The organism is Streptomyces solitudinis, from assembly GCF_036323765.1.
In the GTDB taxonomy this organism is placed as follows: Bacteria; Actinomycetota; Actinomycetes; order Streptomycetales; family Streptomycetaceae; genus Streptomyces.
Genome location: NZ_JAZDCW010000005.1, coordinates 127,040 through 151,594 on the forward strand (window position 1 = coordinate 127,040; position 24,555 = coordinate 151,594).

Below are 24,555 nucleotides of genomic sequence, written 5' to 3' on the forward strand. Positions count from 1 at the left end.
CCTCCCCGACCGCCGCCGCGCGGGCGGACCGTGCCGAGGACGGCGCAGGGGCCGGTCCTCCCCACGGATGGAGGACCGGCCCCTGCGGACGGGCGGGACGTCAGGAGACGCGGGCCTTCTGCTTCTCGGCGGCGGCCGGGGCCGGGGCCGGGCGGGCGGCCTCGTAGAACTCCTCGCGCGGGTTCTCCATCGCGCCGAGCGAGACGACCTCGCGCTTGAGGAACATGCCGAGGGTCCAGTCGGCGAAGACGCGGACCTTGCGGTTCCACGTGGGTACGGCCATGCCGTGGTACGCGCGGTGCATGTACCAGGCCAGGCGGCCCTTGAGCTTGATCTTCGTCTTGCCCATGACGACCATCGCCACGCCCTTGTGCAGGCCGAGTCCGGCGACCGCGCCCTTGTTGGCGTGCTTGTAGTCCGCCTGCGGGAAGCCCCGCAGCCCGGAGATGACGTTGTCGCCGAGGACCCTGGCCTGGCGCAGGGCGTGCTGCGCGTTCGGCGGGCACCAGGCGTTCTCGTTGCCGGCCGCGCGGGCGGCCAGGTCCGGGATCTGGGCGTTGTCGCCCGCGGCCCACACGTAGTCGGTGCCGGTGACCTGGAGCGTCGGCTGGGTGTCCACGTGGCCGCGCGGTCCCAGCGGGAGGCCGTAGCGGGCGAGCACCGGGTTCGGCTTGACGCCGGCCGTCCACACGATGGTGCTGGAGTCGACCTCCAGGCCGTTCTTCAGCACGACGTGGCCGTCCACGCAGGAGTCCATCGACGTGGACAGGTAGACCTCGACACCGCGCTTCTGGAGGTGCTCCAGGCCCCACCTGCCCAGCTCGGGGCCGACCTCGGGCAGGATCTTGTCGGCCGCGTCCACCAGGACGAAGCGCATGTCCTCGCGCTTGACGTTCCGGTAGTAGGCGCAGGCGTCGCGGGCCAGGTCCTCGATCTCGCCGATCGTCTCGGCACCGGCGAAGCCGCCGCCGACGAAGACGAAGGTGAGGGCCTTGCGGCGGACGTCCTCGTCCGTCGTGGAGTCGGCCTTGTCGAGCTGCTCCAGCACGTGGTTGCGCAGGCCGATGGCCTCCTCGACGCCCTTCATGCCGATGCCCTGCTCGGCGAGCCCGGGGATCGGGAAGGTGCGCGAGACGGCGCCGAGAGCGACGACGAGGTAGTCGAAGGGCAGCTCGTACGCGTCGCCGACGAGCGGCGTGACGGTGGCCACCTTGCGGTCCTGGTCGATGCCGCTGACGCGGCCGGTGAGGACCTCCGCCTTCGGGAGCACGCGGCGCAGCGGCACCACGACGTGGCGGGGGGAGATGGAGCCAGCGGCGGCTTCGGGGAGGAAGGGCTGGTACGTCATGTAGGAGCGCGGGTCGACGACGGTCACTGTCGCCTCGCCGTACCGCATCTTCTTCAGAATGCGGCGCGCTGCGTACAGACCGACGTACCCACCACCTACGACGAGGATGCGAGGACGCTCCGTGGTGCTCATGCCATCGAGTATCCAGCACCCGAACGGGGGTCGCTCGTGAGCCCCTTCACAAGCACCTGCCGCACCCCTGTTACACTTCCCCGCCCCGCGGCCGGGGCACGCGTCCCGGTGAAGGCTCCGCCGGTCTCACCACACCGGGAGACCCCGCTGTGAGCTGCACGATCGCGCAGCCGCCCGCCGGACGGGACGCGGACAGCGGGCGGCGGACGTCCGCCCGCTCCGCCCGTCGCGGCAGCGGCCGACGGCGCCTCAGCCGGCGCGCGGAGGGCGCGGAAACGGGAAAACCGCCCCTGCCGGGCGGTTTTCCTTGTGAAGAACTTCACGATGTTTCCCGCCGGGGCCCGGCGCGACCCCGGCCGCTCAGCCGAGGAAGCGGCGCAGGCCCAGCCGTCCCCACAGCAGGCTCACGCCGTACGAGAGCCCGATGACCAGCGCCAGCGTGCCCAGCAGCAGGGCGGCGGCAGCGGGCGCGCCCAGATCGGCGGAGACCAGCGGGTGCACCAGTTCCTCCACGAACAGCACGTGCACCATGTACGCGCCCATCGCCGCTCCCGAGAGCTTCGTGAGCGCCGGGCGGTACCGCTCGGGCACCCGGACACGGCTGACGAGCAGCAGCACGGACGCGGTCATGACGGCCACGATGACGTGGGCGTTGGGGATCACGTAGTGGATCTGCGTGTGGTACCAGAGGCAGGCCGCCATGGTGAGCGGCAGCAGCACGGCGAACAGCCAGCGGCGGCCCCGCAGCGCGCGGGCGGGCAGGGCCAGCAGCAGGGCGCCGCCGACCGCGTACGCCAGCGAGTACGTGTCGAAGCCCCAGCCGACGGACGGCGTCTCCCAGCCGGTGACGTCCCCCACCGTCGACAGCAGGCTCGGCGCCACGGCGACGCCGAGCAGTGCGAGGCACAGCCGCCACGGCCACCGGCCGTCCCTGAGCAGCACGGCACAGCCCAGCACCGCCACGATGGGCAGGTAGGCGTAGAGGAACCACAGGTGGTATGCGGGGCGCACGGAGCCGAACAGCGCGTCCACCGCCAGCTCCACCATGGGTTCCGCGTTGCGGTTCCGCAGCCAGGCCCACAGGAGGTAGACGCCGGTCCAGGTGAACAGCGGGACGCCGCTGCGCACGACGCGCCGCCACATCCGCGCCTCGCTGCCGGGCACCGCCCCCACCAGCACGCCCCAGCCGGCGATGGCGAAGAACACCGGCACGGCGAAGGAGTTGAGGGCCTCGACGACGTGGCCGGTCCAGTAGACGTCGCTGCCGCGCGCCTCCTCGTTGCCGACGGCGTGGAGGAACGCGGCGGCCACGTGCCCGAGGATCACGGCACAGGAGGCCACCAGGCGCAGCACGTCGATGTCGAAGCGGTGTTCCGGCGGTGGTGCGGGGTCCGCCGCGAGGGGACCGTCCGCCACGGGCCGGGCGGAGGGGTCGGAGGCGGCGGTGGCCGGGGCGGTGGAGGCGGGGGTGTGAGACGGCATGGTTCCCGGGGGGGGGCGGTGAACGGGGGGGACAACCGGGCGGAGCGTCCGGGGAACGCTAGTGGCCCGGCGGTAACGGCGGTCGTTCTGCACGTGTCCGCCACGTGAACGCCGCGCCCGCGCGGTGCGCCGCCCCCGGCCCCGCCGCCCGTACCGGCGGCGTCCACGCCTGCCGGGACGGCGCCCGGTCCGGGATCGTTGGCCGAAACAGTGGTGGCGGGGCGTGTGACTCCATACGATCACCACGCAGGCAGACGCACCTCGTTCCGGCCCAGCCAGGAGGCATCCATGCAACGCCGTAGGTCCGCGCTCCCGCTCACCGCCGCAGCAGCGCTGCTGGCCGGGGTTCCGCTGCTGACGGGGTGCGGCAGCGACGCGCACCCCGGCGCCGCCGCCGTGGTGGACGGCGAACGGATCACGGTGTCCCAGGTCCAGGCGCGGGCCGAGGCCGTCCGGGAGGCGCAGCGCGCCGACCCGGACAGCGCGCGGCTCATCAGCAGCACCGGCCCGCTGCCCCGCTACACGCTCAACGCCATGCTGCTCGAAGAGGTCGTCGAGGAGGCCGCCCGGGAGCAGGGGGTCGAGGTGACCCGGCGCGACGTGCAGGAGTGGCGCGCCGAGCAGGAGACGCGGATGGGCGGACGCGAGGGCCTGGAGGCCGCGATGCTGCGCGAGCAGGCCGTCCCGCCGCAGGAGGTGGACACGGCCCTGCGGACGGACCTGCTCGTGCGGCGTGTCGCCGAGGCGCTCGGCGTGCAGAACGACCCGGGGGCCGGGCAGGTCCTGAACCGCGCCTTCACCGAGGCGGCCAAGCGTCTGGGCATCGACGTCAGTCCCCGCTTCGGCACGTGGAACGACGAGCAGCTCTCGCTCGTCGGCCAGACGCCGCCGTGGCTCAAGCAGGCCGAGACGCCGCAGGAACCCGCCTGACCGGGCGCGTTACATTCACCGGATGACCACACCCGATTCCGCGCCCGGCGTCCCCGGCGCCCCCCGCACGGCGCCGGGCGCGCCGGACACCGGCCGCGTCGTCCTGCTCACCACCAGCCACCGGGTCGCGCCCGGTCTGCTGTCCTGGCCCGCGTGGCAGGCGCTGCGCGGCGCGGACCGGGTGGTGTGCGCGGACGCCGGGCACCCGCAGCTCCCGTATCTGCGCGAGGCGGGCGTGGCCGTGGAGATCGCCGGTCCGGAGGCCAGGGAGCTGGTGGACGCGTGCGCGGGCGGCCGCACGGTCGTGGTGGTCGCCGGGGCCGAGGGCGAGCCCCGGCTCACCGACGGGCTGGCCCGCCTGGCGGGCGGCGGCCGGGAGGCCATGCCGGATCTGGAGCTGCTGCCCGGCTCCCACGACCTGCCCGGCGCCCGCCTGCTGGATCTGGTCGAGGTCATGGACCGCATCCGCCTGGCCTGCCCGTGGAGCCGCCGGCGCACCCACGAGGACCTGGTGAAGTACGGGATCGAGGAGGCGTACGAGCTGGTCGAGGCCATCGAGACCGGTGACCGGGCGGCGCTGCGCGAGGAGCTGGGCGATGTCCTCCTCCAGGTCGTCTTCCACGCCCGCATCGCCGAGGACGACGCGGCGGACCCGTTCTCGGTGGACGACGTGGCGGCGGCGATCGTCGCCAAGCTGGTCCACCGCCACCCGCACGTCTTCGGGGACGAGACGGCCGAGACGCCCGAGGACGTCAAGGCGCACTGGCTGCGCACGAAGGCCGCCGAGAAGCGGCGCACGTCGGTGACCGAGGGGGTGCCGCTGGACCAGCCCGCGCTGGCGCTCGCCGCGAAGCTGGCGGGCCGCGCCCGCACGGCGGGCCTGGACGTCCGGCCGTCCGGCGGCGGCCCCGGCTACGAGCTGCTGGCTCTGGCCGTCCGCGCCGAGGCCGAGGGCACCGACCCGGAGACCGCGCTGCGCGCCGCCGCCCGCGCCTACCGGGACGCGATCGTGGCGGCCGAGGCGGCCGGGGACAGCCGGCCGGCGGAAGGGGACGTTCCGCTCGCGTAACCCGGACGCGACCGGGTACGCGAACGGCATGGATGAGATGTTTGCGGTGCCTGATCTGTTGGTCGGAATTGCCCCTTTCATCATCGGTCTGGGCGTGGTCGCCCTGCTGACGTGCGCCGTTCTCCTGGGCCTGCGGAAGCTGCGGCGCAGCAACGGCATGTCCGGCCCTCCCGGGCAGCACCCCGGCGGGGCGGACACGACGGGCCACGGCCCCGAGGTGTCCGGGGCCACCGGGCACGAGCGCGAACTGCGCGAGCCGGACGAGGTCCCGCGCGACGGCAGGCGGCGCCTGCCGCACGAGATGCCGGGCTTCGGGAACTCCGGCACCCGGCGCCAGCAGTCCGGCGGCCGGCGCCGCTGGGAGAGCAGCACCCGGGGCGGCGGCTCCAAGGGCGGCGGCTGACCGCACCCGGCACCCGGCACCCGGCACCCGCGAAGGCCACCGCACGGGGCCGCCCGCGGGTGCGTGTGCCCGCCCGCGCGGCCACCGCGCCGTGCGCGTTAGCGTCGCGGGGTGAACGCGCCGCACGAACCCGCCTCCCGCTGCCCCGTCCCGCACGGCCCGGCCCCCGCCCTCTTCAGCCGGGAGTTCGCCGCCGACCCCTACCCGGCCTACGCCTGGCTGCGCGAGCACGCGCCCGTGCACCGCGCCGAGCTGCCCAGCGGGGTGTCCGCCTGGCTCGTCACGCGCTACGCCGACGCCCGCGAGGCCCTCGCCGACCAGCGGCTGAGCAAGAACCCGGGGGCGCACAGCGAGCGCGCGCACGGCAAGGGCAAGGTCGGCATCCCCGGTGAGCGCAGCGCGGGGCTCATGACGCACCTGCTCAACATCGATCCGCCCGACCACACCCGGCTGCGCCGCCTGGTCTCGCGCGCCTTCACGCCCCGCCGGGTGGCCGCCTTCGCGCCGCGCGTGCAGGAGCTGGCGGACACCCTCATCGACGGTTTCGCCGAGCGCGGCTCCGCCGACCTGATCCACGAGTTCGCGTTCCCCCTGCCGATCTACGCGATCTGCGACCTGCTCGGCGTCCCCGCCGAGGACAGGGACGACTTCCGGGGCTGGGCGGGCATGATGCTCCGGCACGGCGGCGGGCCGCGCGGCGGCGTGGGCCGGGCCGTGAAGCGGATGCGCGGCTACCTGGCCGAACTGATCCACCGCAAGCGCGACGACCTCGGCGACGACCTCATCTCCGGGCTGATCCGCGCCAGCGACCACGGCGAGCACCTGAGCGAGGCGGAGGCCGCCGCGATGGCCTTCATCCTGCTGTTCGCCGGGTTCGAGACGACCGTCAACCTCATCGGCAACGGCACCTACGCGCTGCTGCGCCACCCCGCCGAGCGCCGCCGCCTGGCGGCGGCCCTGGCGGCCGGGGACGACGGGCTGCTGGAGAGCGGCGTGGAGGAACTGCTGCGCTACGACGGACCGGTGGAGCTAGCCACCTGGCGGTTCGCCACCGAGCCGCTGACGCTGGGCGGGCAGCGCGTCGCCGCGGGCGACCCGGTGCTGGTGGTGCTGGCCGCGGCGGACCGGGACCCGGAGAAGTTCGCCGCTCCCGACACCCTCGACCTGGCCCGCCAGGACAACCAGCACCTCGGCTACGGGCACGGCGTCCACTACTGCCTGGGCGCGCCGCTGGCCCGGCTGGAGGGCCAGCGGGCACTGGCGACCCTGCTGCGCCGCCTCCCGGACCTGCGGCTCGCCGCCGAGCCGGACGACCTGCGCTGGCGCGGTGGACTCATCATGCGCGGACTCCGTACGCTGCCCGTGGAGTTCACCCCGGCGCCCGCCACCGCCGGGCGGACCCCGTGACCTCCACGTGATCTGCGCGACACTGGCTTGTGACGGACACCCGTTCGCCGCTACCTTCAGCCGCTAACCGTTTCCGCCCGTCCCTCCCAGGGGCGCGCCGCTGTCGTACGAGAGGCCCTCGCATGCGTTCCGGGACCGGTCGGCACCGCCGACCCCGTCAGGCCCCTGCCGTTCTCGTCACCGCGGGGGTGACCGGAGCGGGGTTCGCCCTGCCGCTGCTCGCCACCGTCAGCGCCCAGGCCGCCGAGGGGACGGTGTGGGACCGCGTCGCCGAGTGCGAGAGCGGCGGCACGTGGAGCGCCAACGCGGGCAACGGCTACTACGGCGGTTTCCAGCTCACCCTGGACACCTGGAAGCAGCACGGCGGCACCGAGCACGCCGAGCGCCCCGACCTCGCCAGCCGGGGCCAGCAGATCGCGGTGGCCGAGGCGATGCTCGCGGCCGAGGGCCCGGACGCCTGGCCCGCCTGCGCCGTCTCCAGCGGCCTGACGGCACAGGCCAACGGCGTTCCGGACACGTCCACGACGCCGCAGGCGCGGGGGTCCGCGCAGGAGGCGGAGCAGCGCTCCGGCGGCGCCGCGGCGAGCCCGTCACCGGACGCGCGGCCCGGCACGCTGTCCGCCTCCCCCACCCCCGAGGCGGACACCGGCGCGCGCGGGGACGGCGGGCAGCGGCGCGCGGCGGGCGGCGACGCCTCCGGCCCGGACACCCGGGACCGCTCCACCCCCGGGAGCGGGACGGCCGGGAGCGCGACGGCCCAGGACAGCGCGGCCCGGGACGGTGCCGCGGCCCGGGACGGTGCCGCGGCCCGGGACGGACACACCGCGCAGGACGGCGCCACCCCCGGCCCGTCCGCACCGCGTGGCACCGGCGAGGAGGCCGCGGGCGCGCCGGAGGGGCGCGCCGAGAGCGGCGGACGGCACCGGGGCGCGCCCGACCCGCAGGAGGCGGCGGCCGGTGCCGCCGAGCGCTCGGACCGCTCCGGGGGCCGCCACGCGGCGTCCGCACGCCCCGGCGAGGCGGCCGCGCCCGGGGGGACGACCGCGTCCGGCGCCTACGAGGTGGCGCCCGGTGACTCCCTGTCGGGCATCGCCGCCCAGCACGAGCTGACCGGCGGCTGGCCCGCGCTGTACGAGGCGAACGCCTCCGTCGTCGGCGGCGACCCGGACCTGATCCTGCCCGGTCAGACGCTCGAACTGGCCGACCCGGAGGCGGAGTCGGTCCCCGGGGAGTGACGCGGCGTCACCCGTCCGCACGTAGTGTGACGATGATCACATTCACGTCCCGGCGTGTCCGGTTCGCCACACACCGTCACGTCGTGCGTCACCTGCGGCAATAGAGCCGTCTACGCGTCAAATCACCCCAAGGGCGACGCTTCAGGGGTGATTGATCCGATTATTGCGGTGTGCTTACCGTCACATCGCCCGCTTCCGCGGGCCCGGCGGCCGCCACGCCGAATCCTGCCGGCGGTTACCGGGAACGTCGTCGCGTCAGCGCCGCCGGCAGGAGCGGGGGAACCAGGTAAGCGCCGCTCCGGCGGCTAGGGGTGAAGTCCGCGGCGGGCGCGCTCGCGGCGGACCGGGCCACTCACAGCCCGAACCCGACAGCTCACCTCGCAGGCGTCCGGTGAGAAGGATCTTCCATGCTGTCTTCCCGACTGGCTTCCCGCAAGAACCGCAACCGCCAGCCCGCCGTCGTCCGCATCGCCGCCTCGCTCGCCGGGTTCGCGGGCGCCACCGTCGGCGGCTCGGTGGCCGGCGCGGGCAGCGCGCAGGCCGCCTCCGTCGACACCTGGGACCGCGTCGCCGACTGCGAGTCGAGCGGCAACTGGGCCATCAACACCGGCAACGGCTACTACGGCGGGCTCCAGTTCAAGCAGTCGAGCTGGGAGGCGGCCGGCGGGCTGCGGTACGCGCCCCGCGCCGACCTCGCCACCAAGGACCAGCAGATCGCCACCGCCGAGCGACTCCTGGCCATGCAGGGCCCCGGCGCCTGGGGCTGCGCCGACGAGGGCGGCCTCACCTCCGGCGGACCCGCCGCCTCCGTCGACACCCAGGGCGCGGCCCCACAGCCCCAGCAGCGCGCCGCCCAGCCCCAGCCGCAACCGCAGCCGCAACCCGCCCAGCCGGCCCACTCCGGCCAGGGCGTCCACGTCGTGCGGCCCGGCGACACCCTCGCCGACATCGCCGCCGCCAACGGCACGACGTGGCAGGAGCTGTACGCCGCCAACCGCGACGTCGTCGGCGCCGACCCGGACCTGATCTTCCCCGGTCAGCGGCTCACCGTGTGAGCCGGGCGCCCCGCCGTACGGGACGGCCGCCCTACCGTCCCGTACGGCGAGACGCCGCTCCTCGCCGCCCGGTTTCTTCCCCGTTTGAACAAACCCGTCGTACCGCGCCGACCTGCGGCTTCACGAGATGTTCCGTCCCCGGACCCGGCCCGCGGCCCCCGCGCGGGGCCGCGGACCGTTAGGCTCTCGCCCAGGAAGCCCGACCACATGAAGGAGAACCTCGTGCCGTCCATCGACGTCGTCGTAGCCCGCGAGATCCTCGACTCGCGAGGCAATCCCACGGTCGAGGTCGAGGTCGGCCTCGACGACAGCAGCACCGGCCGCGCGGCCGTGCCCTCCGGCGCCTCCACCGGCGCCTTCGAGGCGCTGGAACTGCGCGACGGCGACAAGAACCGCTACGGCGGCAAGGGCGTCGAGAAGGCCGTGCTGGCCGTCATCGAGCAGATCGGCCCCGAGCTGGTCGGCTACGACGCCACCGAGCAGCGCCTCATCGACCAGGCCATGCTCGACCTGGACGCCACCGCGGACAAGTCCTCGCTGGGCGCCAACGCCATCCTGGGCGTCTCCCTGGCCGTCGCGCACGCCGCCTCCGAGGCGTCCGACCTGCCGCTGTTCCGCTACCTCGGCGGCCCGAACGCGCACCTGCTGCCGGTGCCGATGATGAACATCCTCAACGGCGGCTCCCACGCGGACTCCAACGTCGACATCCAGGAGTTCATGATCGCCCCCGTCGGCGCGGAGTCCTTCTCCGAGGCGCTGCGCTGGGGCACCGAGACCTACCACGCGCTGAAGGGCGTCCTCAAGGAGCGCGGCCTGTCCACCGGCCTGGGCGACGAGGGCGGCTTCGCGCCGAACCTCGGCTCCAACCGGGAGGCGCTGGACCTCATCCTGGAGGCCATCGAGAAGGCGGGCTACGCCCCGGGCCGCGACATCGCGCTCGCCCTGGACGTCGCCGCCTCCGAGTTCTACAAGGAGGGCTCCTACGCCTTCGAGGGCCAGTCCCGCACCGCCACCCAGATGACCGCCTACTACGGCGAACTCGTCGACGCCTACCCGCTGGTCTCCATCGAGGACCCGCTGTACGAGGACGACTGGGAAGGCTGGCAGACCATCACCGAGCAGCTCGGTGAGAAGGTCCAGCTCGTCGGCGACGACCTGTTCGTCACCAACCCCGAGCGCCTCCAGCGCGGCATCGACGACAAGGCGGCCAACGCCCTCCTGGTGAAGGTCAACCAGATCGGCTCGCTCACCGAGACCCTCGACGCCGTCGAGCTGGCCCAGCGCAACGGCTTCAAGTGCATGATGTCGCACCGCTCCGGCGAGACCGAGGACGTCACCATCGCCGACCTCGCCGTCGCCACCAACTGCGGCCAGATCAAGACCGGCGCCCCGGCCCGCTCCGAGCGCGTCGCCAAGTACAACCAGCTCCTGCGCATCGAGGAGATCCTGGACGACGCCGCCGTCTACGCCGGCCGCAGCGCCTTCCCGCGCTTCAAGGGCTGATCCCCGCGGGCGCCCGCGCGGCGCCCCGGCGGCGGCCCGTCCGCCCGTCGCACCGCCGTCCCGGCCCCGCGGTCCCGTACCGTGTGGCCGGGACGACCGGCACCGCCCCGGCGCGCGGCCGTCCCGGCAGCAGACCAGGAGCGGGCGAGAGGGAGGCGACGTGGCCGCGGAACGGGAACGGTCCTCCACCGCGACCCGGCTCAGGGCGCTCGGTGAGGAGGCCGCGCAGCGCGTCTACCGCGCGCAGGACCGGCGGCTGCTCCGCGCCCCGCGCCGCGGCCGGCTCACCGGGCGGGCGGCGCTGCTGGCGCTCGTCGTCTGCTCGCTGGTCGTCGCACTGGCCTACCCGACGCGGCAGTACGTCTCGCAGCGCGCGGAGATCGCCGAGCAGCGCCGCCAGGCCGCCGAGTACCGGCAGCGCGTCGCGGAGCTGCGCGAACTGAAGGCCCGCCTCCAGGACGCCGCGTACGTCGAACAGCTCGCCCGCGAGCACCTGCACTACGTGCGGCCGGGCGAGCGCGGCTACACCGTCCGGGACGGCACCGCCGAGCCGCGCCGTCCCGCCGACCGCGACAGCAGCGACCGCGCCTGGTACCGCAACCTGTTCGACGGCCTCGACCGGGCGGACGGCGCCGGCGCCGACCGCTGAACCCCGCCGCCAGCCGGCCGCTGGACCTCACAGACGAACCGGAAGACACCTCCCCCGCATGGACACTCCGCCGCCCCCGACCGAACCCACTCCGCCCACCGACGCGGACGTCGCCGCCTTCCGGGCCCAGCTCGGACGGCCCCCGCGCGGCCTGCGGGCCATCGCGCACCGCTGCCCCTGCGGACAGCCCGACGTGGTCGAGACGGCGCCGCGCCTGGAGGACGGCACCCCGTTCCCCACCACGTACTACCTGACCTGCCCCCGGGCCGCCTCCGCGATCGGCACGCTGGAGGCGGACGGCGTGATGCGGGAGATGACCGAGCGGCTCGGGCGGGACGCGGACCTGGCCGCCGCCTACCGCGCGGCGCACGAGGACTACCTCGCCCGCCGCGACGCCATCGGCGTGCTGGAGGGCTTCCCCAGCGCGGGCGGCATGCCCGACCGGGTCAAGTGCCTGCACGTCCTGGTCGCCCACGCGCTCGCCGCCGGGCCGGGCGTCAACCCGCTGGGGGACGAGGCGCTGGCGATGCTGCCCGAGTGGTGGCGCAAGGGCTCCTGCGTGCCGGACACCGCCCCGCCCGGCTCCGGCCCGGGCCCGGCGGGCTCCGGCTCCGGCTCCGAGGAGGCCGGACGGTGACGCGCGTCGCCGCCGTGGACTGCGGCACCAACTCGATCCGGCTGCTCGTCGCCGACCTCGACCCGGCCACCGGCGCCCTCACGGAACTGGACCGCCGCATGCGGATCGTCCGCCTCGGGCAGGGCGTGGACCGCACCGGGCGCCTGGCCCCCGAGGCGCTGGAGCGGACGTTCGCCGCGTGCCGCGAGTACGCCGACGTCATCGGCTCCCTGGGCGCCGAACGCACCCGCTTCGTGGCCACCTCCGCCACCCGCGACGCCGGGAACCGCGACGTGTTCGTCCGCGGCGTCGTGGAACTGCTCGGCGTGGAGCCCGAGGTCGTCACCGGCGACCAGGAGGCCGCGTTCTCCTTCACCGGCGCGACGCGGGAACTGGCCGGTGCCGGGCTCGGCACCCCGTACCTGGTGGCCGACATCGGCGGCGGCTCCACCGAACTGGCGCTCGGCGCCGACGGCGTGCGCGCGGCGCGCTCCCTGGACATCGGCTGCGTCCGCATGACCGAGCGCCACCTCGTCCACGACGGCGCCGTGGACGACCCGCCGGACCCGGCCCGCGTCGCCGCCCTGCGCGCCGACGTGGACGCCGCCCTCACGCAGGCCGGGCGCACCGTCCCCGTCACCGAGGCCCGCACCCTCGTCGGCCTCGCCGGCAGCGTCACCACCGTCGCCGGGATCGCCCTGGACCTGCCCGCCTACGACTCCGCCGCCATCCACCACTCCCGCGTGAGCCTGGAGCAGGTCCGGGCGATCACCGACCGCCTGCTGAGCTCCACCCACGCCGAACGCGCCGCCATCCCCGTCATGCACCCGGGACGCGTGGACGTCATCGCCGCCGGTGCGCTGATCCTCCAGTCCGTCATGGAGCACTGCGGGGCCGCCGAGGTCGTCGTCAGCGAACACGACATCCTCGACGGGATCGCTCACAGCTGCGCCGCCGAGGCGCACTGAGGGGCACTGAGGGGTACTGTCAGGCGATGCCGGCACCGGGCGGGGCGTCAGAGGTTGCGGTAGACGTCCCGCCGGTCGCCCACCTTGACAACGAGGACGACGAGTTCACCATCGTTGATCTGATAGGCGACTCTGTAGCTTCCGACCCGGAGCCGGTAGAGGCCCGACGGGCCGGTGAGCTTCTTGACGTCGGCGTCCTGGCGGTACGGGTCGTCACCGAGCGCGGTCAGCGCGGTCAGGATGCGCATGGCGTCGGGGCGGCTGACGGCCCGGAGCTGCCGCTGCGCCGCCGTGGTGAACCGGAAGGCGTACTTCACGCCGCCTCGCCGTCCTGCTCGGTGAACAGGTCCGCCAGCAGTTCCGCCATGGTCACGGTGGGGCCGCCCTCGGCCAGGACCGCTTCGGCCTCGCGCGCCAGCATCACGTCGGCCGCTTCCTCCAGGGCTTCGAAGTCTGCGATCGGGACCACGGCCGCCACCGGGGCGCCGTTGCGCGTGATGACGGTCGGGACACCTTCCTCGGCCCGGTTGATGTGATCGGCGAGGTGCGCGCGGGCTTCCCGTACAGTCACGGTGTTCTCAGTCATGGAGTCAGTGTACGCACCTGCGTGTACACAACGCATGTTCGGGAGGAATCGCGTTCGTGCGCGATCCTCGACGGCATCGCCCACCACGTGGCGGCCGAGGCGCGTTGAGGACCTGCGGCCGCCGGGGCCGGGCGGGTGCCCGGCCCGTGCGGGCGGTTCAGCGGGTGACGCGCTTGACCCGGCGGGCCACGCGCAGGGCCGTCCGGCTGCCGGGGAAGCGGTTGCCGGGGGCGAGGCTGCCGGGCAGCTCCAGGCTGGTCAGGCGGCGGCGCTTGAAGTAGGGCGCCGCCTCCGGACCCCAGTGCGCGGCCAGCCAGGCGTACGCCTCACCGCGCAGCTCCGGGTAGAGCCGGGGCTGCATGCAGTAGCCCACCGTGCGGACGAGCGCGGCCAGGCCGGTGACGTCCTCCCCGGTGAACGACGCCTGCTCCGGCGGCGGCTGCTGCTCCAGGTCGGGGAGCAGGGCGTCCACGACGGTGAGCGGGACGCGGTTGCTGTTCTGGTACGGCACGATCCGGTCCAGCAGCTCCCGGGTGCCCACCCGGGCGACGGAGATCCCGTAGTAGGCGGCGGCGGTGAGCATCGCCGTCGAGAAGCAGCCGACGACCAGACGGGGGCGGCAGCGGCCGAACACCGCCTCGGCCAGCATGGACGTGCTCGGGGTGAGGAGGCTGACGCCGCAGTCGGCGGCGGCCTTCTCCAGGGCGCGGGAGTAGCTGGCGGGCGCCGTGGGGTGCGGTTTGAACAGGACGCGTTCGTGCCCGGCGGCGGCCGCGGCGCGCAGCATGCGCGCGTGCAGCTCCTCCTCCTCGTCGGCGGTGAGGATGCCGAGCGCGGCGAGGTACTGGCCCAGCAGGACGGCGGTGGGTGCCGCCTCCGGGTCCTCGGGGACGCCCGGGTCGGCGGCGGCCGCGGCGGTCAGCTCGTCCAGCACCGCGCGGAAGGCCGCGTCCGGGACGGCCTCGGCGCCGACGCCGTACTCGGTGAGCAGCAGCGGGCGCAGCCCCGGCACCAGGTCCAGGTGCAGCAGCCGCCGCACGCGGGCGGCCGTCGCGGCGGGCAGGGACTCACGGGTGGGGCCGTAGCTCATGAGCCCGTCGGCGTACACGTGCACGTCGGCGTCGGCGAAGATGCCCGCGAGCGCCGCCGCCGGGTTGACGTGCACGGACTCCACGACGAGGTCGGTGGGGCCCTCGTCCAGCGCCCAGGCCTCGCGCAGGACGCGCTGCCACAGCGGGCGGTCCTGCGCGGGCGGCGCCCAGTGGCCGGGGTGCAGCGGGCGGATGGTGTCGTTCCAGTCCACCACCAGGTCGAAGCGGGCGGCTACGCCGTCCCAGCCCGCCATGCCGGGCAGCGCCGTGGCCGTCTCGGGGACGGCGGCGTTGTTCGACACCACCAGCACCCGCCGGGCGTCCGCGGCCGGGCCGAACAGCCCGGCGTCCAGGGCGGCGGCCAGCGTCGCCGCGCCGTAGAGGGTGGAGACCTCGAAGATCTGGGGGCGCGGCCGTGCCGCGGCCGTACCGGTGCCGTCCGTCATGGTCACGCCGCCGCCTTCCCGTTGCGTCCCAGCAGTTTCCGCAGCACCTTCGCCCGCGGCCGGTCGAGCACGTCCAGCACCCCGTCCAGGACCCCGGACGGCATGCGGCGCAGCGCGGCGGCCGACTCGCGCCGCAGCGCCTTGGCGGTGGGGGCGTCGTACCGTGCCGAACCGGCCACGTGGAAGGCGATCATCGCGCAGTAGGTGCGCACGATCTTCGGCAGGAAGCGGTCGGCCTCCGCGTCGGCGGAGACGGCGGCGAGGATGCGGTCGTGCGCGGGGATGAAGTCGAGCTGGCGCTCGTCGCCGATCTGGGTGAGCGAGGTGGCGACGCCGCGCCGGTAGAAGACGCCGTGCAGTCCGGTGGTGGCGAACGTCCGTGCCTTCAGGTGCAGTTCCCAGGTGAACACGCGGTCCTCGGCCGTGCGCAGCCGCGGCACGAAGCGCAGCCCGGCGTCGTCGAAGAGGTTCCTGCGGTAGATCCCGGCCCACACGAAGGGGTAGTCGACCATCGTCTTCATCGAGGGCGGGACGATGGCGTCCCGCGGCGAGACGGCGACGTCCCGCCGGGGGGCGGGGGCGCGTTCGACGATCCGGGCCTTCCCCGTCGCCTGGACGTGGTCGGTGCGCACGAAGTCGCAGTCCAGGCGCCGGGCGGCGGCCAGCAGCGCGTCGAGGTAGCCGGGGGCGTACCAGTCGTCGCCGTCCAGGAAGGTGAGCCAGTCGCCGCGCGCCGCGTCGATGCCGGTGTTGCGGGCCTGGGAGATGCCCTGGTTGGTGTCGTGCCGGATGACGCGGGCCCGGGGGATGTCCGGTGCCGCGCGGTGCAGCAGGTCGCCCGTGGCGTCCGTGGAGCGGTCGTCGACGAGGACGAACTCCGTGTCCGGCCCGGCGTTGCGGGCGAGGCTGCGGAGGGTGTCCGGGACGAACTCCTGGACGTTGTGGCAGGGCACGATGACAGAGAGTTTGGGCACGTGGTTTCCAGTCGGAGCGGGCAGGCCGGCGAGACCGGCCAAGGCACCCGGCCCCGGACGGGGAGCGTAGTGACGTCAACCGGTGGACGGATGCCGGTCAGGGAACATCCGGGTGAACTTCGTGCGTACGTGCCGGGAAGCAGGCCACCGCCGGGCGGGCGTCACCGCCGGGTGAGGTGGTGGCGGCACAGCGCCTCGTCCTGGAGGAGCTGGGTGACGACGCTGTCGTGCGGCCCGCGTTCGGCGGCGTACTCCCGGATCAGCTCGGCGATCTCCGGCAGCGCGCGGGCGTACTGGCCGGTGTCCATGAGCGTGACCGCGTACTGCTTGCGCAGGGTCCGCACGACCGGGGACGCGGCGCCGTGCTCGGCGACGGCGGCCGGCAGGGCGCGGCCGAGCAGTTCGGCGACGTGGGCGTAGTGGCCGGCCGCGAGGAGCCCGCGCACCTCCTCCAGCGTGGCGGTGAGGCCGGTCGCCGGGGGCGGCCCGAAGCCGGTGCGGGCGGGCGCCGGGCGCGGCGGCCAGGGCGCGACGGGTTCGCGGAACGGGCGCGTGGGGTCCAGCGGCGGCGCGGGCCCGTCGCCGCTGCCCGCACGGGGCAGCAGGGGGGCCAGCGCGTCGTAGACCTCGTGGGCGTCGGCCGGGCGGGCGGCGGGCTCCCGGTGCAGCAGCCGGTGCACGAGGGCGGCCAGCGGTGCGGGCGTCTCCGGGCGCAGCCGCGACACCGGCACGGGCTCCTCGTGCAGCTTCTTGTAGAGCAGCCCCGCCGCCTCGGGGGCGTCGAAGGGGACGCGTCCGCCGAGGAGTTCGTACAGCAGGACGCCCAGCGCGTACAGGTCGGCGGCCGGGCCGACGGGCGCGCTGCCCATGGCCTGCTCGGGCGCCATGTAGACCGGTGTGCCGATGAGCGTGCCGGTGCGGGTGAGCCGGGAGGCGTCACCGACGGAGCCGACGGCCGCGATGCCGAGGTCGAGGACCACCACGCGGCCGTCGGGCCGCACGATCACGTTGCCGGGTTTGAGGTCGCGGTGGACGATGCGCACCGCGTGCACGGCGACCAGGGCGGAGCACAGCTGGGCGGCGACGGCCACCGCCCAGCGCCACGGGTAGGGGTCGTGCTCGGCGAGGTGGTCGGCCAGGTCGCTGCCCTCCAGCCGCTGCATGACGAGGAACAGTTCGTCGTCCGCCCGCCCGGCGTCGAAGACGGTGACGAGGTTGGGGTGGTCGAGCTGGGCGGTGACGCGGCACTCGCGTTCGAACCGCTCCCGCAGTTCCTCGGGGTCGGCGGTGCCGGACAGCGACGCCATCCGCCCGGAGTGCATGAGCTTGACGGCGACGGGCCGCCCGCCGAGCCCCCGGTCGTGGCCGCCCCACACCTGGCCCATCGCGCCCTTGCCGAGCGGTTCGGTCAACTCGTAGCGGCCCGCGATGACGCGGCCGATCACCGGCCCTCCCGCTTGCGCAGGAGCTGGTCGAGTTCGTCGAGTTCGGAGGCGACCTGCCGCATGCGGTCGCGCGGCTCGGGCTGCGGGGCGGGACCGGGCGGCCCGGGCGGCGGAGCGGCGGGAACGTGCGGTGCGGGACCGGCGTGCACGGTGGGGTGCTGGTGCAGGCCGGGCGGCGGGGCCGGGGGCGCGGGCGCGGCGGCCTGCGGGTACCCGTAGCCGGTGGCGGGCGGCGCGATGTGCGGGCCGGACGGCGGCCCCGGTTGCGGGTAGCCGTATCCGTAGGGCGGCGGCACGGGGACGGGGCGCGGGAAGCGGTCGGCGACGATGGCGTGCGCGGTGGCGCCGCCGATGAACGCGACCAGGTAGAGCCCGGCCATGGCGCTGGCCGTCGAGTCCGAGGACTCCTCGGGGGTGAACTCCAGGAGCAGGATCTCCAGGACGACGCCGACGGCGAACGCCCCGAACACCGTCCAGTCCAGCGGACGGCGGCGCAGGAGGGCGAAGCGCAGGGACGGCACCCAGGCCAGCAGGCCCAGTGACCACACGGGGAACGACGCGAACAGCAGCCGCACCGTCATCGCCTTGCCACCGGGACCCGTGCGGCGGGGCGGCGGCGTCGGGTATCCCCCCGTGCCGTACATCTGCATGCTCCTGTCACCAGCCTGCCAGCATCATAGGAGCCGAGGGTATCCAGCGGACGGACCTCCGCGGACCCCGGTCCGCGCATCGGGCGGGCCCGGTCCGCACATCGGGCGGGCGTCAACCGGGTTCGACGGTACCGTCGGTGAGTCCGTCGTACATGCCCTGCACCAGCCGGTCGCCCAGTTCCCCGGCCAGCCGCAGCTCCGCCTCGAAGGCGGCCAGGCGGCGGAAGTGCCCGGCGTAGCCGCGCTGCTCCGCGAGCGGGAGCCGGGGCAGCCTGAGCCGCCGCACGTCCACCCGGGAGGCACTGGAGGCGTAGCTGCTGGCCTGCCGCGTGTTGGCGGTCGAGCGCAGGAACCCGGCGACGAACCAGGGGTCCAGGACCGCCGGGTCGCAGCGCAGCAGGTACAGCGGCTTGGCGAGGACCTCCCCGGCGCCGCCGGCGTCCACGACGTGGGCGGTGCCCCCGCCCAGGACGGGCACGATGACGTCGCCCTCCCGGGTCACCGCGGGCTCGCCGTCGAAGCCGCCCGCCCGCACCTGGAGCGCGCCGGTGCGCGCCAGTTCGCCGACGGTGGTGAGCGACCAGCGCGGCGCCCGCCCGGCGGCGGGCTCGGCAGCGGGCGCGAGGTCCAGGGTGCGGCGCAAGGTGGCGTCCAGTTCGCCGCGCACCCCCGCCAGCGCACGGGCCCCGCCGTCCGCCGCGGCAGCGGGCAGGTGGCGGGCGGGGGCGAGGTCCACGTCGTCGTCCAGCAGGTCGATCACCGGCCGCGCGCCGCACACCCCCGGCTCCTCGGGCACGGACCCGTCGGCGTCGAAGGCGCGCCAGGCGGTGAGCACCGTGCCGGTCAGCGCGTCCCAGGGCAGCGGTTCGCGTCCGGCGGCCTGGTGGCGGGTGCCGGTGTCCACGAACAGCAGGTGCGACGCGGGCGCCGCGTCGGCGCGGGGCCCGCGCAGCACCCACAGGTGCAGCGGCAGGCTGTGCGGCGGCGCGGCCCCCGCGGGCAGGGCGATCACGGCCCGCAGGGCGCCCCGGCGCAGCAGCGCGGCCCGCACCCGGCGCCCGGTGCGCCGCGAGGCGGCGGCGGGCGGCATGAGGACGACGGCGGTGCCGCCGGGCCGCAGCCGGGCGAGCGCGTGCTGGACCCAGGCCAGTTCGGACTCCGTGCGGGCGGGCAGGCCGTACTCCCAGCGCGGGTCGTGGGCGAGTTCGTCGTGGCCCCAGTTGCGTTCGTTGAACGGCGGGTGGCACAGCACGGCGTCGACGGCGGGCGCGTCGCCCGGCGGGGTGCGCAGGGCGTCCTCGGTGCGGACGTGGACGGCGGGCGGGCGCGGGGAGCCGCACAGCGTCAGGCGCAGGGCGGCGAGGCGGGCGAGGGCGGGATCGGTCTCCTGCCCGTGCAGTTCGGCTGGCGCGGGCGCGGCGGGGCCGGACGCGGCCAGGCCGGGCGAGGCGGGGCCGGACGCGCGGCGCAGGGCGGCGGCCAGCAGTTCACCGGAACCGCAGGCGGGGTCGAGCACGGTGGGGGCGGGCCCGGCGAGCCGGGCCATCAGGTCGGCGGCGCGCGGCGGGGTGCGGGTGTGGGCGCGCGGGTTGGCGTCGAAGTAGCGGTCCAGGAGGAAGGCGAAGGCGGGCCCGGGCCCCAGCTCCCCGGCGAGTTCCGCGAGCTGCGGGACGGCGCCGGACGGCCCGGGCCCGCCGGCCGGGGCGGCGAGCAGGGCCTCACCGGCCCGGGTGAGCGCGGCGGCGGCCCCGCCGGGGTCGGCCTCGACGCGCTGCCAGACCCGTTCCCGCAGCGGGACCTCGGCGAGCTTGCCCTGCGCGCGCAGCCACTCCTCCACCTCCGGCAGGCGGTAGGTGGGGCTGGCCTCGGTGCCGCCGACGGGCTGCGGGAAGTGCGGGTAACGGCGGCGCCAGTTGCTGACGGCGGCCCGGCCGACCCCGGCGAGCCGGGCGATACCGGCCGCGGTCACCTCTGGCGTGTCCGGTGTGCTCTGCGACACGACGCGGGCCTTTCTGGGGGCGTGGGCTGCGGGCGTTGCTGGGGCGGCCCCGAGCATACCCGGGCCTGGCCGGGCCGACCGGTTCACTGCGTGAACATGCTCAACACCGTGAACCGTGTTGACTCGATTCACAAGCCATGCTGTCATTGACGCATCGGTTCACAACGAGCCGCGTTGACGCACACAGTCCGTCACAGATACCGAGGGGTCCCGACATGTCCGCGAACACCACCCGCGCCCGCCACCTCGCCGCCGCCGCGGCCGCCGCCGTCCTCGCCCTCGGCGGCCTCACCGCCTGCGGCATGGACGAACCGACGAAGGCCGACACCGCCGGGAACGCCCAGCAGGACACCGGAACGGACACCACCGGCGGCACCGGGGACGCCGGGGACGCCGGGGACGCTGAAGACACAGCCGGGAACAGCGGGGAAGGCGGCCCCTACGCGGGCGGCGAGACCGCCGTCTACGACAGCGGCCTCAAGGTCACCGTCTCGAAGGCCACCGCCTACACCCCCGGCGAATACGCCATCGGACACACCGCCGGCAACGACGCCCACCAGGTCACCATCACCCTGGAGAACACCGGCGACGAGAACGTCTCCGCCGACCTCCTCATCGTCACCGCACGCGCCGGCGAAGAGGGCACCAGCGCCGAGGAGATCTACGACGACACCGTCGGCGAAGGCTTCACCGGCGAACTCCTGCCCGGCAAGAAGGCCACCGCCGCCTACGCCTTCGACGCCCCCGCCGACGCCGCCGTCCTCGACCTCGAGGTCGAACTCCTCGACTTCTCCACCGCCCCCGCCCAGTGGAGCCTCACGCTCTGACCCCCACGAGGACCGCCCCGCGCACACGGCGGGCGCCGCACCGGCACACCCCCCGGCCGGACGCGCCCGCCCACCGCGTCACGAACCCAGCACCGCCACCAGGAACTCCCCCGTCCACGCCAGCAGCTCCCGGCCCACCACCGGCTTCCCCCCGATCCCGCCCGCCTTCGGACGCGGCACCAGCACCTGCCCCGCCGACGCCTTCACCTGCGACCCCGGGTACAGCCGCGTCAGCCGCAGCTCCTGCGACTCCCGCAGCTCCACCGGACCGAACCGCACCCGGTTGCCCTGCAACGTCACATCCGAGACACCGCACGAACGGGCCAGCAACCGCAGCCCCGCCACCAGCAGCAGGTTCTCCACCGGCTCCGGCAACGGCCCGTACCGGTCCACCAGCTCCTCGCGCACCGCGGCGATGTCCTCCTGCGAATCCGCCGCCGCGATCGACCGGTACGCCTGGAGCCGCAACCGCTCCCCCGGCGCGTAGTCGTGCGGCACGTGCGCGTCCACCGGCAGCTCGATCTTCACCTCCAGCGGCGCGGCCTCCTCCTCCCCGCGCCCCTCCAGCGACGCCCGGAAGTCCGCGACCGCCTCCCCCACCATCCGCACGTACAGGTCGAACCCCACCCCCGCGATGTGACCCGACTGCTCCCCGCCCAGCAGATTGCCCGCGCCCCGGATCTCCAGGTCCTTCATCGCCACGTACATCCCCGCACCCATCTCGGTGTGCTGCGCGATCGTCGCCAGCCGCTCGTGCGCCGTCTCCGTCAACGGCTTCTCCGGCGGATACAGAAAGTACGCGTAGCCCCGGTCCCGGCCCCGGCCCACCCGGCCCCGCAACTGGTGCAGCTGCGACAGCCCGAAGGTGTCGCCCCGCTCGACGATCAGCGTGTTCGCGTTCGAGATGTCGATCCCCGACTCCACGATCGTCGTCGACACCAGGACGTCGAACTTCTTCTCCCAGAAGTCCACCACCACCTGCTCCAGCGCCGCCTCCGACATCTGCCCGTGCGCCGTCGCGATCCGCGCCTCCGGCACCGCCTGCCGCAGCCGCGCCGCCGCCCGGTCGATCGACTCCACCCGGTTGTGGATGTAGAAGACCTGACCCTCCCGCAGCAGCTCCCGCCGCACCGCCGCACCGATCTGCCGCTCCTCGTACGGACCCACGAACGTCAGCACCGGATGCCGCTCCTCCGGCGGCGTCGTGATCGTCGACATCTCCCGGATGCCCGTGACCGCCATCTCCAGAGTCCGCGGAATCGGCGTCGCCGACATCGTCAGCACGTCCACGTTCGCCCGCAGCTTCTTCAGCTGCTCCTTGTGCTCCACACCGAACCGCTGCTCCTCGTCCACGATGACCAGGCCCAGGTCCTTGAACTTCGTCTCCGACGAGAACAGCCGGTGCGTGCCGATGACGATGTCCACCGACCCGTCCCGCAGACCCTCCAGCGTCGCCCGCGACTCCGCCTCGCCCTGGAACCGCGACAGCGCCCGCACCACCACCGGGAACTGCCCGTACCGCTCCGAGAACGTCCCGAAATGCTGCTGCACCAGCAGCGTCGTCGGCACCAGGACGGCCACCTGCTTGCCGTCCTGCACCGCCTTGAACGCCGCCCGCACCGCGATCTCCGTCTTGCCGTACCCCACGTCCCCGCAGATCAGCCGGTCCATCGGGACCGCCTTCTCCATGTCCTCCTTGACCTCGCCGATCGTCGTCAGCTGGTCCGGCGTCTCCACGTACGGGAACGCGTCCTCCAGCTCCCGCTGCCACGGCGTGTCCGCCCCGAACGCGTGCCCCGGCGCCGCCATCCGCGCCGAGTACAGCTTCAGCAGGTCCGCGGCGATCTCCTTGACCGCCTTCTTCGCCCGCGCCTTCGTCTTCGTCCAGTCCGCACCCCCCAGCCGGTGCAGCGACGGCGCCTCCCCGCCCACGTACTTCGTGACCTGCTCCAGCTGGTCCATCGGCACGAACAGCCGGTCCCCCGGCTGGCCCCGCTTCGCCGGGGCGTACTCCACCACCAGGTACTCGCGCGTCGCCCCCTGCACCGTGCGCTGCACCATCTCCACGTACCGGCCCACACCGTGCTGCTCGTGCACGATGAAGTCACCCGGGACCAACGTCAGCGGATCGATCGTCTTCCGGCGCCGCGCCGGCATCCGCACACCCTCACGGCCCGCCGCCCGCTGCCCCGTCAGATCCGTCTCCGTCAGCACCGCCAGCCGCAGCTCCGGCGCCACGAACCCGTACTCCAGCAGCCCGCACCCCACGTGCACCACCGACGGCGACAGCTCCTTCAGCTCACCGTCCAGCCGCGCCGCGATCCCCTCGCCGCCCAGCACCTCCACCGTGCGCGCCGCCGGACCGTGCCCCTCCGTCAGGTACACGCACCGCCAGCCGTCCGCCAGCCACCCCTTGGTGTCCGCCAGCGCCCGCGCCGTGTCCCCCCGGTAGGACTCCGCAGCCCGCAGCCCCAGCCGGACGGTGTCGTCCTCCAGCTCCGCGTCCGCCGTGAACGGACTCACCGACCACCACGGCATCCCCAGCTCACGCGCCCGCTCCCGCACGTCCGCCAGCGGCCACAACGACGCGGCCCCCACGTCCACCGGCGCCTGACCGCCCCCCGCGCTCGCCGCCCACGACGCCTGGAGGAACTCCTGGCTCGTCGCCACCAGATCCGACGCCCGCGACCGCACCCGCTCCGGATCGCACACCACCGCCATGCTCCCCGCGGGCAGCACGTCCAGCAGCAGCTCCATCTCGTCCACCAGCACCGGTGCCAGGGACTCCATCCCCTCCACCGCGATGCCCTCGGCGATCTTCCCCAGCATCTCGTCCAGCTCCGGATGCCGCTGCGCCAGCTCCGCCGCCCGCGCCCGCACCGCGTCCGTCAGCAGCAGCTCCCGGCACGGCGGCGCCCACAGCCCGTGCTCCGCCACCTCCAGCGACCGCTGGTCGGCCACCTTGAAGTAACGGATCTCCTCGACGTCGTCACCCCAGAACTCCACCCGCAGCGGATGCTCCTCCGTCGGCGGGAACACGTCCAGGATGCCGCCGCGCACCGCGAACTCACCGCGCTTCTCCACCAGCTCCACGCGCGAGTACGCCGCCGCCGCCAGCCCGTCCACCAGCGCACCCAGATCGGCGCTCTCCCCCGAACGCACGCTCACCGGCACCAGCTCGCCCAGTCCCTTGACCTGCGGCTGCAACACCGAACGCACCGGAGCCACCACCACCGACACCGGACCGGCCGACGGGTCGTCCGCCGCCGGATGCGCCAGCCGCCGCAGCACCGCCAGGCGCCGTCCCACCGTGTCGCTGCGCGGCGACAGCCGCTCGTGCGGCAGCGTCTCCCACGCCGGGAACTCCGCGACCGCGTTCTCGCTCCCCTGCGGCATCAGCGAGCGCAGCGCCGCCGCGAGGTCCTCCGCCTCCCGCCCCGTCGCCGTCACCGCCAGTACCGGGCGCCCCGCGCCCCGCGCGAGCGCCGCCACCGCGAGCGGCCGCGCGGCCGGGGGGCCGACCAGGTCCACCCGCGGGCGGTGACCGGCCGCGGCGGCCTCGACCGCCTCGCGCAGCCCCGCATCGAGAACAACAGCGTCAAGCAGACCGGACAGACTCATGGCTGGCGTATTCCGTCCCACAACGTCGAGGCTGGACAACACGAAGGGCCCGACACGCACGCGGGCCGGGGGCATTCCAGCGTACGCGCCACCGGTGCCACATCCCCCGCCCAGCGCGC

General features: G+C 74.8%; 21 protein-coding genes and 1 riboswitch. Of the genes, 11 read left to right on the top strand and 10 right to left on the bottom strand.

Annotated elements, in window-relative coordinates; all coding sequences use genetic code 11:
* Positions 1-100 precede the first annotated feature (100 nt).
* Entirely contained in the window at positions 101-1,480 is a 1,380-nt protein-coding gene (locus V1J52_RS14695) for an NAD(P)/FAD-dependent oxidoreductase (protein WP_330140235.1), read from the bottom strand.
* Positions 1,481-1,840: 360 nt separating this feature from the next.
* Entirely contained in the window at positions 1,841-2,962 is a 1,122-nt protein-coding gene (locus V1J52_RS14700) for an acyltransferase (RefSeq protein ID WP_330140236.1), read from the bottom strand.
* Positions 2,963-3,250: 288 nt separating this feature from the next.
* On the opposite strand from V1J52_RS14700, the gene V1J52_RS14705 reads away from it, so the two are divergent.
* The 10 genes from V1J52_RS14705 to V1J52_RS14750 all read left to right on the top strand — a co-directional run bounded on the left by V1J52_RS14705 (position 3,251) and on the right by V1J52_RS14750 (position 12,797).
* The gene (locus tag V1J52_RS14705) at positions 3,251-3,892 is read left to right on the top strand and encodes a SurA N-terminal domain-containing protein (RefSeq protein ID WP_330140237.1); all 642 of its coding nucleotides are present in this window, start codon (positions 3,251-3,253) and stop codon (positions 3,890-3,892) included.
* Positions 3,893-3,914: 22 nt separating this feature from the next.
* The gene (locus tag V1J52_RS14710; RefSeq protein ID WP_330140238.1) at positions 3,915-4,961 is read left to right on the top strand and encodes a nucleoside triphosphate pyrophosphohydrolase; all 1,047 of its coding nucleotides are present in this window, start codon (positions 3,915-3,917) and stop codon (positions 4,959-4,961) included.
* Between the two features lie 46 nt (positions 4,962-5,007).
* Positions 5,008-5,364, top strand: coding sequence for a DUF6479 family protein (locus V1J52_RS14715; protein WP_330140239.1), 357 nt, complete (start codon positions 5,008-5,010; stop codon positions 5,362-5,364).
* 111 nt (positions 5,365-5,475) lie between these two features.
* Positions 5,476-6,771, top strand: coding sequence for a cytochrome P450 family protein (locus tag V1J52_RS14720; RefSeq protein WP_330140240.1), 1,296 nt, complete (start codon positions 5,476-5,478; stop codon positions 6,769-6,771).
* 188 nt (positions 6,772-6,959) lie between these two features.
* On the top strand, positions 6,960-8,006 hold the full coding sequence (locus V1J52_RS14725; protein WP_330140241.1) for a transglycosylase family protein: 1,047 nt from the start codon (positions 6,960-6,962) through the stop codon (positions 8,004-8,006).
* 249 nt (positions 8,007-8,255) lie between these two features.
* A riboswitch (cyclic di-AMP (ydaO/yuaA leader) is annotated at positions 8,256-8,409 on the top strand.
* A 4-nt stretch (positions 8,410-8,413) separates the two neighbouring features.
* Positions 8,414-9,061, top strand: a complete 648-nt coding sequence (locus V1J52_RS14730) for a LysM peptidoglycan-binding domain-containing protein (RefSeq protein WP_330140242.1) — start codon at positions 8,414-8,416, stop codon at positions 9,059-9,061.
* 222 nt (positions 9,062-9,283) lie between these two features.
* Entirely contained in the window at positions 9,284-10,564 is a 1,281-nt protein-coding gene (gene eno, locus V1J52_RS14735) for a phosphopyruvate hydratase (RefSeq protein WP_330140570.1), read from the top strand.
* A gap of 160 nt (positions 10,565-10,724) precedes the next feature.
* Positions 10,725-11,213: an FtsB family cell division protein gene (locus V1J52_RS14740; RefSeq protein WP_330140243.1), complete on the top strand. Its 489-nt coding sequence runs from the start codon at positions 10,725-10,727 to the stop codon at positions 11,211-11,213.
* Between the two features lie 58 nt (positions 11,214-11,271).
* Positions 11,272-11,850 carry a DUF501 domain-containing protein gene (locus V1J52_RS14745; protein WP_330140244.1) on the top strand — a complete coding sequence of 193 codons (579 nt, stop codon included), beginning with the start codon at positions 11,272-11,274 and terminating at the stop codon, positions 11,848-11,850.
* A complete protein-coding gene (locus tag V1J52_RS14750) occupies positions 11,847-12,797 on the top strand; it encodes a Ppx/GppA phosphatase family protein (protein ID WP_330140245.1) in 951 nt (316 codons plus the stop codon). The genes V1J52_RS14745 and V1J52_RS14750 overlap by 4 nt, the downstream gene beginning before the upstream one ends.
* Before the next feature lie 47 nt (positions 12,798-12,844).
* Here V1J52_RS14750 and V1J52_RS14755 read toward each other — a convergent pair whose 3' ends face one another.
* The 7 genes from V1J52_RS14755 to V1J52_RS14785 all read right to left on the bottom strand — a co-directional run bounded on the left by V1J52_RS14755 (position 12,845) and on the right by V1J52_RS14785 (position 20,045).
* The gene (locus V1J52_RS14755) at positions 12,845-13,114 is read right to left on the bottom strand and encodes a type II toxin-antitoxin system RelE family toxin (RefSeq protein WP_330140246.1); all 270 of its coding nucleotides are present in this window, start codon (positions 13,112-13,114) and stop codon (positions 12,845-12,847) included.
* On the bottom strand, positions 13,111-13,383 hold the full coding sequence (locus V1J52_RS14760; protein WP_137302729.1) for a type II toxin-antitoxin system Phd/YefM family antitoxin: 273 nt from the start codon (positions 13,381-13,383) through the stop codon (positions 13,111-13,113). The genes V1J52_RS14755 and V1J52_RS14760 overlap by 4 nt, the downstream gene beginning before the upstream one ends.
* A gap of 157 nt (positions 13,384-13,540) precedes the next feature.
* Positions 13,541-14,920 (bottom strand): polysialyltransferase family glycosyltransferase, encoded by a 1,380-nt coding sequence (locus V1J52_RS14765; protein WP_330140571.1) that lies wholly within the window; start codon positions 14,918-14,920, stop codon positions 13,541-13,543.
* A gap of 2 nt (positions 14,921-14,922) precedes the next feature.
* The gene (locus tag V1J52_RS14770) at positions 14,923-15,894 is read right to left on the bottom strand and encodes a glycosyltransferase family 2 protein (RefSeq protein WP_330140248.1); all 972 of its coding nucleotides are present in this window, start codon (positions 15,892-15,894) and stop codon (positions 14,923-14,925) included.
* A gap of 161 nt (positions 15,895-16,055) precedes the next feature.
* The gene (locus V1J52_RS14775) at positions 16,056-17,339 is read right to left on the bottom strand and encodes a serine/threonine-protein kinase (RefSeq protein WP_330140249.1); all 1,284 of its coding nucleotides are present in this window, start codon (positions 17,337-17,339) and stop codon (positions 16,056-16,058) included.
* Positions 17,336-17,983 (bottom strand): hypothetical protein, encoded by a 648-nt coding sequence (locus tag V1J52_RS14780; RefSeq protein ID WP_330140250.1) that lies wholly within the window; start codon positions 17,981-17,983, stop codon positions 17,336-17,338. Before V1J52_RS14780 ends, V1J52_RS14775 begins: the two co-directional genes overlap by 4 nt.
* Before the next feature lie 118 nt (positions 17,984-18,101).
* On the bottom strand, positions 18,102-20,045 hold the full coding sequence (locus tag V1J52_RS14785) for an N-6 DNA methylase (protein ID WP_443075825.1): 1,944 nt from the start codon (positions 20,043-20,045) through the stop codon (positions 18,102-18,104).
* Between the two features lie 158 nt (positions 20,046-20,203).
* Between V1J52_RS14785 and V1J52_RS14790 the strand changes: the two genes are divergently transcribed.
* Complete coding sequence (locus V1J52_RS14790) at positions 20,204-20,815, top strand: DUF4352 domain-containing protein (RefSeq protein ID WP_330140252.1); 612 nt, start codon at positions 20,204-20,206, stop codon at positions 20,813-20,815.
* A gap of 78 nt (positions 20,816-20,893) precedes the next feature.
* Here the strand turns inward: V1J52_RS14790 and mfd are convergent, their stop codons facing one another.
* Entirely contained in the window at positions 20,894-24,436 is a 3,543-nt protein-coding gene (gene mfd, locus V1J52_RS14795; RefSeq protein ID WP_330140253.1) for a transcription-repair coupling factor, read from the bottom strand.
* Positions 24,437-24,555 lie beyond the last annotated feature (119 nt).